Raw genomic sequence first — 13,260 nt, 5'->3', positions numbered from 1 at the left:
AAAATCACATTTTATGGAATTATACTACACTTTTTCGGTGCTAATTGTATTGGCATCTTTCTTCGCCTATTTAAATTTAAGATTTTTAAAACTTCCGGGAACCATCGGAATTATGATTATTGCGATGTTGGTTTCAGTCGGAATTCGTCTTTTGGGAGACTCTTATTTTCCTTCAACAACCAAGCATTTTTTTGATCTGATAAAACAATTTGATTTCAACGAAATTTTAATGGGAGCTATGTTGAATTTTCTTTTATTCGCAGGAGCGTTGCATGTAAACATGTTTGATTTGAAAGAACAAAAAGTGTCCATCATGATTTATTCGACGGTAAGTGTCGTTTTATCAGCTTTAATTATTTCGGTTTTACTCTATTATATTGCACCGCTTTTAGGAATCAATATTCCTTATATATTTTGCTTAGTTTTTGGAACCTTAATTTCTCCTACTGACCCAATTGTGGTTTTAGGAGTTCTGAAAGAAGCTAAAGTCCCAAAAAGAATCGAAACTAAAATTGTTGGAGAATCATTATTTAATGATGGAGTAGCAGTAGTAATGTTTGCCGTTGTTCTAAAAATGGCAACCGATCCAACATTTGAGGCTACTTTTGGTTCAATATCATGGTTGTTTATTAAGGAAGGAATCGGCGGACTTTTATTAGGAGCGGTTTTCGGATTTACAGCTTCAAAAGTGATGAAAAAGATCGATGATTATAAAGTTTCGGTTTTAATCACGCTTTCTATTGTTACAGGAGGATTTTTAGTGGCTCAGGCTTTACACGTTTCTAGTCCGCTTGCGATGGTTGTTGCCGGATTAATTATTGGAAATTATGGTAAGAAAGTAGCAATGAGTGAAGTGACCAAAGATTATTTAGGTAAATTCTGGGAACTTATTGATGAGATTTTAAATGCTGTTTTGTTCTTATTTATTGGTTTCGAATTGTTATTACTTCCAGATTTGAATAAACAATTACTGACAGGTTTTGTAGCAATTTTTATAGTTCTTTTTTCAAGATTAACCTCTATAGTTTTACCTTGGAAATTCTTCGACATTTTTAAGTTTTTCGGAATTAAATCGGCTTACAACAAAGGTTCGTTAATGGTTTTAGTTTGGGGCGGAATTCGTGGTGGAGTTTCTATTGCGTTAGTACTTTCTATGCCGGAAAGCGAATACAAAAATCTCTTGTTGGAAGTAACTTATATTGTGGTTTTATTTTCTATCGTAGTTCAAGGCTTGACGGTTGGGAAATTAGCTAATAGAGTTTTGGAGAAAGAGTAGAGAGGGAATAGAAGCAAGAAGCAAGAGTAAAGATTTTGTTTTTAGAACTTAAAAAAGGACTGTCTCAAAAGTGAATCAGTCCTTTTTTATTGCTCCAGCGGAGCAGAATATCTATAGCAAATTCGGTTTTCAACTATCACAGAGCTCCAGCGGAGCGAAATGTTCTTCAATAGTTTTATCGTTTATCTTCTTTAGAATAATTCGATTCTCCATTAATATTAATTTCTCCTCCTAAAAAACGAGGTTCTCGATTTCGTAAAACATCAAAAAAGGATTTAAAAACAGAACCGTATTCTCTAAAAGTTACATATTTATAACCCAAATATTCTCCTTGATTAGCTGAATACCCAACTGATTTTACTCCCAATTTATTTCCGATGAAAATAGCTCGATTTAAATGATATTCTTGCGAAATTAAAGTTGCTTTCTTAATCTTAAAAATATGTTTCGCACGATACATTGTCGAATACGTATCGAAACCTGCATAATCAATAAAAATTTTGGTGGTGTCAACGCCGTGATTATAACAATAATTTTTCATCACCGTTAGTTCGTCATATTCATCACGTCCATTATCTCCGGAAAGTAAAATTTTATTGATGCGTTTTGCTTTCCAAAGCATAATTCCGGCATCCAGGCGATCTTTTAAATATTTGCTTGGCTGATTTCCGTTAATTCCTGCGCCAAAAATAATTCCGACATCATTCTTAGGAAATTTTTTAATTGAATAGTGAATGTATTTTTTGGTAGAATTTTTTACGTAATAATTAACAGAAACAATTGCAATTAACCCAATTATTGCAAGATAAAGTGCTATTTTGAAATATTTTTTCACGGCTTGTATTTGTAAGATTAAGATTTAAAAATACGAAGATAACTAAATTTATTTCTAAGTAAAATCAAATAAAAAAACCGAAGTTGAAATACTTCGGTTTAATATAAAATTTACTATAGACAAAGATTAAATAATCTAAAATCTAAAATCAGAAATCTAAGATTATAAAAGACCTGCTCTTTTCAATAAAGCTTCAGGTTTAGGTTCTTGTCCTCTAAAACGTTTGTATAAAGTCATCGGATGTTCTGTTCCTCCTTTTGAAAGCACATTATCTTTGAATTTCTTCGCAATTTCTTCATTGAAGATTCCATTTTCTTGGAAATATTCAAAAGCATCAGCATCCAGAACTTCAGCCCATTTGTAACTGTAATATCCAGAAGAATATCCGCCTTGGAAAATATGAGAAAACGCTGTACTCATTGCATTTTCTTTTACATCAGGATATAATTGTGTGCTCGCAAATTGTTCTGTTTCGAAAGTTTTTAAATCGGTAATAGCAGTTGGATCTTGTCCGTGCCAAGCCATATCTAAAAGTCCGAAACTTAACTGACGCAACGTTGCCAAACCTTCTTGAAAACTGGCACTTTCTTTAATTTTCTGAACATACTCAATCGGAATGATTTCTCCCGTTTCGTAGTGATTCGCAAACAAAGCCAAAGCTTCCGGCTCGTAACACCAGTTTTCCATAATCTGACTTGGTAATTCTACGAAATCCCAATAAACAGAAGTTCCGGATAAACTTGGATAAACTGTGTTTGCCAGCATTCCGTGCAACCCGTGCCCAAATTCATGGAATAAAGTTGTTACTTCATTAAAAGTCAATAACGAAGGTTTTGTTTCGGTCGGTTTTGTAAAGTTGCAAACGTTTGAAATATGTGGTCTTTCATTTACGCCGTCTTTCACATATTGCGATTTGAATGAAGTCATCCAGGCGCCGTTTCTTTTTCCTTTTCTTGGGAAGAAATCAGCGTAGAAAACCGAAACTAAATCATTTTTAGCATCGCGAACTTCATAAGTAGTAACTTCTTCGTGGTATTTATCGATGTCAAAAACTTCTGTAAAAGTTAAGCCGTATAATTTTTTGGCAACGGTAAAAGCGCCATCTAAAACTTTTTCTAATTGAAAATATGGTTTAAGCTTTTCATCATCTAAATTAAAAAGTTGTTGTTTTAATTTTTCAGAATAATAAGCGCCGTCCCATTTTTCTAATTGCTCGATTCCGTCCAATTCTTTTGCGAAAGCAGCTAACTCAGCAAATTCTTTTTGTGCCGCTGGTTTTGCTTTTGCTAATAAATCATTTAAGAAAGAGAAAACTTTCTCCGGACTTTCGGCCATTCTTTCTTCCAAAACAAAATGAGCGTGTGTTTTGTAACCTAATAAATTCGCTCTTTCATGACGAAGTTTGGCAATTTTCAGAACGTTTTCTTCATTGTTGAACTCATTCTTTTGGAAACCTTTTGCTCCAAAAGCAATTGCCATTTTTTTACGCAATTCGCGATTATCAGCATAAGTCAAAAACGGAACATAACTTGGATAATCTAAAGTGAAAATCCAGCCGTCTTTTTCCTGATTTTTGGCTAATAATCTTGCCGCTTCGATTGTTCCTTCTGGCAATCCGGCTAAATCTTTCTCATCCGTTAAATGCAGTTCGAAATTGTTGGTTTCTGCCAAAACATTTTCGCCAAACTGCAAACTCAATTTCGATAATTCTTTGTCGATTTCTCTTAATTGGTTTTTCTTTTCTTCTGGTAAATTGGCTCCGTTTCTTGAAAAGCTTTTGTATTTCTTATCTAATAAAGTTGTTTGTTCCGGATTCAGATTTAAACTTTCTTTTTGATCGTAAACCGTTTTTACTCTCGCAAATAAATCCGCATTCAAACGAATGTCATTTCCAAATTCTGAAAGTAAAGGTGAAACTTCCTGAGCAATTTTCTGCATTTCGTCATTCGTTTCAGCCGAATTCAAATTGAAAAAAATACTGGAAAGACGATCTAAAATATCACCTGAAAAATCCATTGCTACAATGGTATTTTCAAAAGTAGGTGCATCCGGATTATTTACAATTGCATCAATTTCGGCTTTAGCCAAAGCAATTCCTTCATTGAAAGCAGGAACGTAATCTTCGATTTTAATTTGCGAAAAAGGTGCTGTGTTATGTTTGGTATTGAAATATTGGGTTAAGACGCTCATATTATTTATGCTGTTTAAAAATATAAAATTAGGAAATCATAATTTGAATTTCTTCGAATCTTGAAAAGTATTCCAAAAACGGAGTAATTCTAAATTAGTGTTTTCGATACGGTAGTAAAGTGAAATGTGTTTGGTAATGACAATTTTATAAACATTTTTATAATTTGTTTTGAGAAATAAAACATTGTCATTTTTTAAAAGTGCAATTGTGGTATTTACTTTTTCAATGAAATTTTGAGCAACTTTTTCCGACCATTCTGCTTCCAAATAATCGATGTTGTTCCAAAAGTCTTGTTTAGCTTGTGGAGCCCAAATTACATTCATTACTTAAAATATTTTGAATAACGATTTTTGGTTTCTTCCATAACAGCATCATGAGAAATTCCTTCATTATTGTCTAAAGAATAAATAGCCTCATTTATATTGTTTTTTAATTTTTCAGAAAGGCTTTCTTTAGATTGAATGAACTCTACAATTTCCTGAATTAAATCAGGATTATCAATGTCTAAAACAATTTTAGCGAGCTCTATTTTAGAAGTTTGAATGTTCATTTTTGCTTTTTTCCAAAGTTAAGTTTTTCTTTTAGAAATTTTTATAATGATTAGTTAATAATTCCGATGCAGATTATTTCGTAAAGTAAAACACAGAGATACACAAAAAATTTGCGTGTCTCTGTGTCTTCTTTGTGTATCTCTGTGAAATTACTTTTTTAAACCTTCAGCCGCTTTATTAACCGCAGCTTTTAATTCTTCTTTATAAGAAATAATAGTATCTAAAACTTTTTTATCGTGGCTTCCGATGATTTGTGCGGCTAAAATTCCGGCATTTTTTGCTCCGTTTAAAGCTACCGTTGCAACAGGAACGCCACCTGGCATTTGTAGAATTGATAATACAGAATCCCAACCATCGATCGAATTGCTTGATTTTACTGGAACCCCAATTACAGGAAGCGGAGACATTGAAGCCACCATTCCAGGTAAATGTGCTGCACCGCCCGCTCCGGCAATAATTACCGAAATCCCGCGAGTATGTGCATTTTTGCTGAAATCGAATAATTTTTCCGGCGTTCTGTGTGCCGAAACGATATCTACTTCAACTTCTACATTAAATTGTTTTAATATGTCTATTGCATCCTGCATAACTGGCATGTCTGAGATGCTTCCCATTATAATGGCTACTTTGCTCATGTGTTTTTTGTTTGTTTTGTTTCAAGTTTCAAGTTTTGTTTAGACTGATAACAGAACCTGAAATTATTATTCTATTTCTGGAATCATGTTCCAAATGTCAATACCGAATTCTTCTTGAATTGCTCGTAAATATGATATTTGTCTTATATCGTCTTCAATAAGTATAGAAAAAAAGTCTTCTGGTGAAACTCCAAACTTTTCTATTTCTTTTCTTTTTCTAATGATGAAATTACGTCTCTGTTCAATTTTTTCGGGTATATTTAATTCTAAAAAATCTATAAGGTTTTTAACTTTAATGTCTGAACTTTCTTCAAAACGATATTCACCAACTATATATACTAGTTTTTCTTCAAAATCATCTTCACAAGGCTGTAAAATATCATCAAAAGAGATGTTGTTTCTTTTAAATTCTAATTCTTTTTGTCTTTTTCGAAAATTAACTTTGTTTTTTAACTTTAAACCAATTCGAATATGAATCTTGATCGGAACATTTTAAATCTGGGTTAAAATGTTCAATGTCATTAGCATCGCTGATTGGATCTATAAATTCTTCTGAATAGGCACAGAAGCTTTTTTGTTCTTTTAGAAGAATAGAGCCTAATAAACTATTATTTGCTCCCTTTTTACAATTGTATTGTAAATTATCAGTTATGATTTTAGAATTATTGGAGTCTTTCTTTGTTTTTTTCATCTAAAATAAAATTGTACTGATTGCCTAATTTAGAAGCTTCTAAAAGATATTTTTTCTTTAACTCTTTATTATTTTCCGATTTTACTTTGTCTAGTAACGAGAGATATTCTTTAAACTTTTCTTGTACATCATCATTATAATAGTTTACACCGAAATCATTAAAAAGCATATCATTTGGGTCATCTCCGATAGGAGAAATACCTCTACGAACAGCAACTTTACCTTCATTGTCGAAATATAAAATAAATCTTTCTTCTGGTTCAAATGAAGCTGCAATAAAAGGGGAATGTGTAGCGACAATAAATTGTGCTTCTGGCGCAAGGTTTTTATAGTGATCTATTAGTTCCATTTGCATATCTGGATATAATGATCTCTCAGGTTCGTCAATTAAAATTATTGAATTTTTGGTATCTAATTTAAATAAAGGCAAAAAAGTTAATAATAAACCTTTTGTTCCAGTACTAGTATTTTGAATTGGAATTGTTTCTTCTGTCTTTTTGTTTAAGATTGGAATAGAATATTCAGTATTGACTAAATCAACTTCTAAATTAAGCTTTTCTAAAAGCGGGTTGAATTTATTTGCGAAAGATTCTAATTTATTTGGATTTTCTTTCTGCCATTTTTTATATTCTATAGTTAATTTTTCAGTATTTGAAAGTAAACCTTTGTTCACTAATTCAGATAGTTTTTGGTTTAATTTTTTTCTATATTCTAGAATCTCTTGGAGTAATAAAAGCCACATTTCTGGTCTAACATTGTCATCAAATAATTTTGTGTAATCATTTGATTCCACAAAATTTTCAAACTTTATGGATGGAAGGTCAGCGTATTTTTCAAATATTTCGATTGGATTTTTTTCAAATATTTCAATATTCTTGTCAGAAATTAGACTCGCTTTAAAATAAGAAGGGGTGTTCGTTTCTTTTCGTGGAATTAAAGATGTCACGCTACCACCGGTATTGTTATCATCTTTATAACTTCGACCTTTAAAATAGATTTCATTATTCCTTAAATGGAAAATTTCATTTTTTATTAAAAAAACAACTTCGCCTTTATCTCTGATAATACTTTTAATCCTAAATAAACTATTTCCATTTACGACTTCAATATCTAAAATGTTTTTAGAATACTCATAAATCAATTCTAGTAATCCTGTTTTACCAGTAGCACTTTGTCCAATAAAACATATTTTATCTAAAGGTTTTCCCCTTTTTTCTTCAATATGGAAATCTTCAGGATATGTAAAATCAAAATCTAGATTTTCCAAATGTCTAAACTGATCGATATGTAATTTTGAAATTTTCATTTATTGAATTTTTACAAAGCTAATTAAAAAACGATTGTGATTTTAAATAGAAAACTGCGACTGAAAACTGAACACTAAAAATTATTGCCCACTGATCACTTTAATAGTTTCCTTAACTTCCTGTGCGATTCTTCGTGCTTCAGCCATATCTTCATTTACAATCGTAACGTGACCCATTTTTCTGAACGGGCGTGTTTGTTTTTTACCGTAGATATGTGGCGTAACGCCATCCCATCCTAAAATGGTTTCGATATTTTCGTAAATAACATTTCCAGAATGACCTTCGGCACCAACTAAATTGACCATAATTCCGGCAACTTTGCTGTCTGTGTTTCCTAACGGAAGATCTAAAATAGCGCGTAAATGATTTTCGAATTGTGAAGTATAACTTGCTTCAATAGAATAATGACCAGAATTGTGTGGGCGAGGAGCAACTTCGTTAACCAAAATTTCGTCATCCTGAGTTTGGAACATTTCAACAGCCAAAAGACCAACGTGATTGAAGTTTTCTGAAACCTGCAAAGCAATTGCTCTGGCTTTTTCAGCTACTTTATCATGGATTCTTGCTGGGCAGATTACATATTCTACTTGGTTGGCTTCTGGGTGAAATTCCATTTCGACAACTGGATAGGTTTTCATTTCTCCTGAAGGATTTCTAACTACAATTACAGCCAATTCGTTTTTGAACGGAACCATAGTTTCTGCAATGCATTCTACATTTGGCAATGTATCTAAATCGGAAGCCTGGCGAACTATTTTTACACCATTTCCATCATAACCAAATTCGGTGCATTTCCATACAAAAGGTAATTTCAGATCGCTGATTTTAGATTTTAGTTGTTCTAAATTTTCAAATCTTTCGAATGGTGCAGTTGGGATATTATTTTTAGCGTAAAAATCTTTTTGAACACCTTTATTCTGAATTCCTTTTAAAGTTTTTGGAGATGGATATACTTTTAAGCCTTCGTTTTCTAATTGCGTTAAAGCTTCAAGGTTTACCAATTCGATTTCAAAAGTCAAAACATCGACTTGTTTTCCGAAGTTGTAAACGGTTTCATAATCCATTAAATCGCCTTGAAAAAACTTGTTGCAGGCAATTTTACTCGGCGCTTCGTTGCTTGGATCCAGAACGTAAGTTTGTATGTCAAATTTTCTGGTGTCAAACAAAAGCATTTTACCTAATTGTCCGCCACCTAATATTCCTAATTTAAAATCAGAAGAAAAATAATTCATTTTGTGTTGTGTTTTTGCAAAGATACTTTTTAATCTTTTTTTAGCCAAAATTTAGTTTTTTCCTTGTTGGGTTCATAAAGGTTTTGCCACAGATTAGAAGGCTTAAAATGATTTTTCTTTTTGTGGGTTTTGGGTTGCCACGAATTACACGAATTTCCACTAATTTTTTAGGTTGGATTAAAAAAAAATAATTCGTAAAAATTCGTGTAATTGCTTCGCCTGTTCGCTATCGCTCGGGTTGTGGCGAAAAAAAATCCTTTCTAATCCGTTTAATCTGTGGCCAACAAAAAACTATTTTATTTTCTTCAAAACTTCTTTGGCAACGGCTTTGTATGCGGGCGAGTGGTCTCCGAAATCTTTATCAATTATCACTTTGAGTTCAGGATGAATCCAGTCGTAATAATTTCCTAGAATATATAAGGTTCTTATGGAATACGCTTTTGTGGCAACTTTGGTATCGTTAATCAGCCAGTCGAAAGAGGCTTCGATGCAATCTTGTAGATTTTCTTCTGAAAGCTGAATCCCGTTTTCGTTTTTCTTGTAATGCGATTTTACCAAAAGTTGTGTCACTTTTGCGATAGGACGCATCGAACTTTCATCTTTTAAAACTTTTAAATTTGAACAGAAAAAATCAAGATGAGGCTGAAGCCAATGCAATTCTTCGTAAGAGACAAATTCTAAAATCCAGCAGGCTTTATGATTGTTTTTGTCTTGGGGCGAAAAGCAAATCGAAACCAATTCACTAAAAAGTGAAGGGTTTTCTAAAACATCTTTTGCCGTTTTGAGACGATTTTCTCTGTAAGCATTGACGTAATCCAGTTTTTTCTGCAATTCGGAAAGCATTGTTTTGTGGAATTAAATACTGTGCTAAAATACATAATTTAATGAGATAATTCCGTAATAATTTATTGGTAATCCAGGGTAGTAAAATCTTGGTTGTGCATTTCCAACGGCAGTGGCATTGGTCAAAATCATGGAAGCGTATTTTTCGTTCATGACATTATTGATTCCTGCGTCAAAGTGAGCTTTTAAACCCGATAGAATTTCAAATTGATAACCGGCTTTTAAATTCAGAAGTGAATAAGAATCGGAATAATCGGCGTTAGAATCGTTCATTGGGATTTTATCTGTAAACTGGAAATCGGCTGAAAAATAAAATCCAGATGATGTATTTAAAGTAAAACCTGCACTTGCAGTATTGGCCGGAACTCCGGTTAGTTTGTTTCCTGAATAATCATTCCCGTTATCAACAAATTCTTTAAATTCATAATTTCCGATGGAAGCGCCAACATAAGAGTTCAAAGTGAAAATTCTATTTATTGGCCAATTGTGATTTAAGGAAATCTCAATTCCTTCATGAAAAGTTTTCCCGGTATTTACACCTTCATATTGATCGTCGCCGATTCTTTTGGCAACCAATAAATCTTTAATTACCATTCGGTAAATAGCAATTTCGGTGTAGAGTTTTCTATTGAAAAAGTGCAGTTTTCCGCCCAATTCAAAATTATAACCTGTTTCGGGTTTAATGTCAGAATTGATGTTTCCTGTTGAAGTTAAAGTTTCTTCAGTTGCAGGAAGAGAAAATCCTCGACTTACAGAAAAGTAAAAGGTTCGAACTTCATTTGGTTTATAAAGAAAAGAAAGCTGTGGCGAAAAAATCCCATCATAACTATATCTTTCCTTCGGATTATTCACGGAAGCGGGAAAATCATTTTGCAATTCAAATTTAGTTTTGTTGTAATTTAAACCCGCCTGAATCTCAAAATGTTCCGAAAGCAAAGTCCTGATTTGAGAAAAAATGTTGTAAAAATCTCTTTTTTGATCGGTTGCGGTAAGTTGATTGCCTTGCAAACTTCCGTTTCCATTATTTTGCTGATATAAGTTTTGAAAAGTATTTCCACTATAATTATCTCTGAAATATTCCAGTCCCGCAATAAATTGATTTTTAATTTTTCCAAGTTTAAAATCTCCTGAAAACTGAGTTCTCAAGCCCGAAGCAAAAGTATATTGGCGCAAAATATCAAAAGGACGCGGTTCGTTGCTGTCTTTGTAATTGATAAAAACGGAAGTTGAATTTTGGAGATGATTATTAATTTTAAAATCATAAGCTAATCCTGCCAAAGTCGATTTGTATTCTTTAAAACCTTTTGAAGCAACCCAAGTCGGCGCTCCAGCTTGAGGATTGTTTTCGAAAGTGGTCTTATTGATTGAACTCGGAATAAAAGCCTTCAAATAAGTATAGTTTGAAAAGTAAGTCAGTTTGCTGTTTTTCTTTTGGAATAATTCTCCTCCGAGTGTAATTCCTTCCCGATTGTAAGCGCTGTTTTCGCGCCAGCCGTCGGTTTTTAAATTATGATAACTCAGATTGAAAGAAGCACTTTTTTCGTTCCAATTAAAACCGACTCTGTTTTTCAATAATCCAAAAGATCCAAAAACAGAACTCATTTCAGTTTGATACTTGGATTTATTAAATGTTTCTGGCGAAATTAAAATCGCTCCACCCAAACCCGCTCCGTAAATACTCGAAAGTGGACCTTTTATGACTTCGACTTGATTGATGTTTTGAAGATCAATATCATCAATAACCGTTTCACTGTTTCCAGATGTCAGCGGAATAGTTCCGTAAAATGCCCTAATTTTATTAGTTCCGTACGGAGTTCTCGCGCCAATTCCGTGAATCGAGATTCGGGTGGTCGTAATATTCGACGATTGCATAAAAACACCCGGAATCGTATTGATAACATTGCTAATATCTGTAGTGTTATTTCGAAGTAATTCTTTTTCAGATAAAATGCCAATCGAAGCCGGACTATTCTGCAAATCCCGATTAATATGAAGAGGACTTATTAAAACTTCGTTTAGTTTTTGAGTTTTGACAGAATCAATATTTTCTTGTGCTGAAATGTTTTTAGAAACAAAAAAAAATAAAAGAAAAAGAAAACATTTTTGGAAAAACATAAATGGGCGGAGTTAAAAGTGCGGTTTTATTTTAACACATAGAAACATAGCATTGATTGAGGCAAAAAAGGCGTTTCACTAATTTAAATTCACATAGTAGCTATGTGTAAAACGAGTTTTCTTAAATCAACTTTTTAATGCAAAAAAATCTATGTCTCTATGTGTTTAAAATCTTTTTAAAGATTGGAATTTGGAATTTCAAAAATTGGAATTTTATTTAGCTGTTACCTTCCAAATCGTATTGCCGCTATCATCATTTACCAAAAGCGATCCATCATTCATAACCGTTACAGCAACTGGGCGTCCATAAACTTCTGCTTTATCATTATCAGAAATAAATCCGGTTAAAAAATCTTCTGGTTTGCCTGAAGGTTTTCCATCTTTAAAAGGAACAAATAAAACTTTGTAACCTGAAATTACAGATCGGTTCCAAGAACCATGCTGACCAACGAAAGCTCCGTTTTTATATTTAGCAGGAAAAGCATCTTTAGTGTAAAAAGCCAATCCTAAAGAAGCAGTGTGTGCACCAACCGGAACATCGGGAACAATAGCTCTTTCTATCAAATCTTTTCGTTCACCTTTCCCTTTCCATCTTGGGTCAGGAATACTTCCAAAATACGAATAAGGCCATCCATAAAAACCGCCTCTTTTTACACTCGTGATATAATCCGGAACCAAATCATCGCCAAGTTCATCTCTTTCATTTACCGCTGTCCAAAGTTCTTTTTTGTTGGCTGGATTCCAGTCCATTCCCATTGGGTTTCTAAGGCCTTCAGCATAAATTTTTTCGCCGGTTCCGTCAGGATTAATTTCTAAAATGGCAGCACGACGAATTTCTTTATCCATTCCGTTTTCTCCCACATTACTTCCTGAACCAACACCAATATAAATTTTTGTTCCTTCAGGATTAGCGAGTAAACTTCTTGTCCAGTGATTGTTGTATCCGCCAGCAGGAAGTTCAACAATTTTAGTTCCCTGAGTTTCTAATTTTAATGGGGCATTTTTATAAGGATAACGGTAAAGTCCGTCGGTATTGGCAATGTAAAAAAAGTCTTTAAGAATCAGCATTCCCAAAGGTCTGTTTAAACCAGAAATAAAAACTTCGCGAGTTTCATATTTTCCGTCTTTATCCTTGTCACGCAAAACTATAATTTGGTTTTTACTTGTTCTGGTTCCGCTTTCCACAACAAAAATATCATTGTTTGGCGCAATATAACTCCAACGCGGATTGCTAAATCCGTCAGCAAATTTGGTTACCGTAAAACCTTCCGGTGCTTTTGGCGTTTTGCCTTCTGGCCATCCTATAACTTTACTGTTCTTTGTTTTGGATTCGGTTGCGTAGGGCGGAGGAAGTGTAATGTCTCCTATAGCTGTTTTTACCACATTTCCGGGCTGTTTGGCAAGTGCTTCTTTTTCTTCTTTTTTTACTTGTCCGTTGCAGGAAGTCATTAAAGCTAATAACGGAATTGAAAACAGGATTAACGATTTTTTCATTGGTTTTTTGGAGTTAAATAATTATATCATAACAATTTACTGAAATTTAAAATAGCCTAAAAGACCGGTTTGTAAATATTAACTGATATT

12 protein-coding genes are annotated in these 13,260 nt (G+C 33.2%); 1 reads left to right on the top strand and 11 read right to left on the bottom strand.

Annotation, left to right across the window (positions count from 1 at the left end; all coding sequences use genetic code 11):
- The first annotated feature begins 13 nt into the window (after positions 1-13).
- Positions 14-1,276 carry a cation:proton antiporter gene (locus HYN56_RS02240; protein ID WP_109190688.1) on the top strand — a complete coding sequence of 421 codons (1,263 nt, stop codon included), beginning with the start codon at positions 14-16 and terminating at the stop codon, positions 1,274-1,276.
- A 175-nt stretch (positions 1,277-1,451) separates the two neighbouring features.
- On the opposite strand, the gene HYN56_RS02235 is transcribed toward HYN56_RS02240, so the two are convergent.
- From HYN56_RS02235 to HYN56_RS02185, 11 genes are all read right to left on the bottom strand, one after another.
- Positions 1,452-2,111 carry a SanA/YdcF family protein gene (locus HYN56_RS02235; protein ID WP_109190687.1) on the bottom strand — a complete coding sequence of 220 codons (660 nt, stop codon included), beginning with the start codon at positions 2,109-2,111 and terminating at the stop codon, positions 1,452-1,454.
- A gap of 162 nt (positions 2,112-2,273) precedes the next feature.
- Positions 2,274-4,301, bottom strand: a complete 2,028-nt coding sequence (locus HYN56_RS02230; RefSeq protein WP_109190686.1) for a M3 family metallopeptidase — start codon at positions 4,299-4,301, stop codon at positions 2,274-2,276.
- A gap of 36 nt (positions 4,302-4,337) precedes the next feature.
- Entirely contained in the window at positions 4,338-4,625 is a 288-nt protein-coding gene (locus HYN56_RS02225; protein WP_109190685.1) for a type II toxin-antitoxin system RelE/ParE family toxin, read from the bottom strand.
- Positions 4,625-4,852: a hypothetical protein gene (locus tag HYN56_RS02220; RefSeq protein ID WP_109190684.1), complete on the bottom strand. Its 228-nt coding sequence runs from the start codon at positions 4,850-4,852 to the stop codon at positions 4,625-4,627. The genes HYN56_RS02225 and HYN56_RS02220 overlap by 1 nt, the downstream gene beginning before the upstream one ends.
- 150 nt (positions 4,853-5,002) lie before the next feature.
- Positions 5,003-5,488 carry a 5-(carboxyamino)imidazole ribonucleotide mutase gene (gene purE / locus HYN56_RS02215; RefSeq protein ID WP_012022518.1) on the bottom strand — a complete coding sequence of 162 codons (486 nt, stop codon included), beginning with the start codon at positions 5,486-5,488 and terminating at the stop codon, positions 5,003-5,005.
- A gap of 436 nt (positions 5,489-5,924) precedes the next feature.
- Entirely contained in the window at positions 5,925-6,179 is a 255-nt protein-coding gene (locus HYN56_RS02210) for a hypothetical protein (protein WP_109190683.1), read from the bottom strand.
- Positions 6,151-7,485 carry an AAA family ATPase gene (locus tag HYN56_RS02205; protein WP_109190682.1) on the bottom strand — a complete coding sequence of 445 codons (1,335 nt, stop codon included), beginning with the start codon at positions 7,483-7,485 and terminating at the stop codon, positions 6,151-6,153. Before HYN56_RS02205 ends, HYN56_RS02210 begins: the two co-directional genes overlap by 29 nt.
- A gap of 81 nt (positions 7,486-7,566) precedes the next feature.
- Positions 7,567-8,718, bottom strand: coding sequence for a 5-(carboxyamino)imidazole ribonucleotide synthase (locus tag HYN56_RS02200; RefSeq protein ID WP_109190681.1), 1,152 nt, complete (start codon positions 8,716-8,718; stop codon positions 7,567-7,569).
- A gap of 291 nt (positions 8,719-9,009) precedes the next feature.
- Positions 9,010-9,561 carry a hypothetical protein gene (locus HYN56_RS02195; protein ID WP_109190680.1) on the bottom strand — a complete coding sequence of 184 codons (552 nt, stop codon included), beginning with the start codon at positions 9,559-9,561 and terminating at the stop codon, positions 9,010-9,012.
- 24 nt (positions 9,562-9,585) lie between these two features.
- Complete coding sequence (locus HYN56_RS02190) at positions 9,586-11,676, bottom strand: TonB-dependent receptor (RefSeq protein WP_109190679.1); 2,091 nt, start codon at positions 11,674-11,676, stop codon at positions 9,586-9,588.
- A 213-nt stretch (positions 11,677-11,889) separates the two neighbouring features.
- Positions 11,890-13,170, bottom strand: a complete 1,281-nt coding sequence (locus tag HYN56_RS02185; protein WP_109190678.1) for a PQQ-dependent sugar dehydrogenase — start codon at positions 13,168-13,170, stop codon at positions 11,890-11,892.
- Positions 13,171-13,260: the final 90 nt, after the last annotated feature.

It is taken from the genome of Flavobacterium crocinum (assembly GCF_003122385.1).
GTDB classification, from domain to species: domain Bacteria; phylum Bacteroidota; class Bacteroidia; order Flavobacteriales; family Flavobacteriaceae; genus Flavobacterium; species Flavobacterium crocinum.
Note: the sequence above shows the minus strand (reverse complement) of the source record. Positions and strands in the feature narration are given on the sequence as shown.

What these genes read in the sequence shown, in the direction of transcription:
- HYN56_RS02240 (WP_109190688.1), top strand. Translation starts at nt 14, where the DNA reads ATGGAATTATACTACACTTTTTCGGTGCTAATTGTATTGGCATCTTTC.
- HYN56_RS02230 (WP_109190686.1), bottom strand. Translation starts at nt 4,301, where the DNA reads ATGAGCGTCTTAACCCAATATTTCAATACCAAACATAACACAGCACCT.
- HYN56_RS02225 (WP_109190685.1), bottom strand. Translation starts at nt 4,625, where the DNA reads ATGAATGTAATTTGGGCTCCACAAGCTAAACAAGACTTTTGGAACAAC.
- HYN56_RS02220 (WP_109190684.1), bottom strand. Translation starts at nt 4,852, where the DNA reads ATGAACATTCAAACTTCTAAAATAGAGCTCGCTAAAATTGTTTTAGAC.
- purE (WP_012022518.1), bottom strand. Translation starts at nt 5,488, where the DNA reads ATGAGCAAAGTAGCCATTATAATGGGAAGCATCTCAGACATGCCAGTT.
- HYN56_RS02210 (WP_109190683.1), bottom strand. Translation starts at nt 6,179, where the DNA reads ATGAAAAAAACAAAGAAAGACTCCAATAATTCTAAAATCATAACTGAT.
- HYN56_RS02205 (WP_109190682.1), bottom strand. Translation starts at nt 7,485, where the DNA reads ATGAAAATTTCAAAATTACATATCGATCAGTTTAGACATTTGGAAAAT.
- HYN56_RS02200 (WP_109190681.1), bottom strand. Translation starts at nt 8,718, where the DNA reads ATGAATTATTTTTCTTCTGATTTTAAATTAGGAATATTAGGTGGCGGA.
- HYN56_RS02195 (WP_109190680.1), bottom strand. Translation starts at nt 9,561, where the DNA reads ATGCTTTCCGAATTGCAGAAAAAACTGGATTACGTCAATGCTTACAGA.
- HYN56_RS02190 (WP_109190679.1), bottom strand. Translation starts at nt 11,676, where the DNA reads ATGTTTTTCCAAAAATGTTTTCTTTTTCTTTTATTTTTTTTTGTTTCT.
- HYN56_RS02185 (WP_109190678.1), bottom strand. Translation starts at nt 13,170, where the DNA reads ATGAAAAAATCGTTAATCCTGTTTTCAATTCCGTTATTAGCTTTAATG.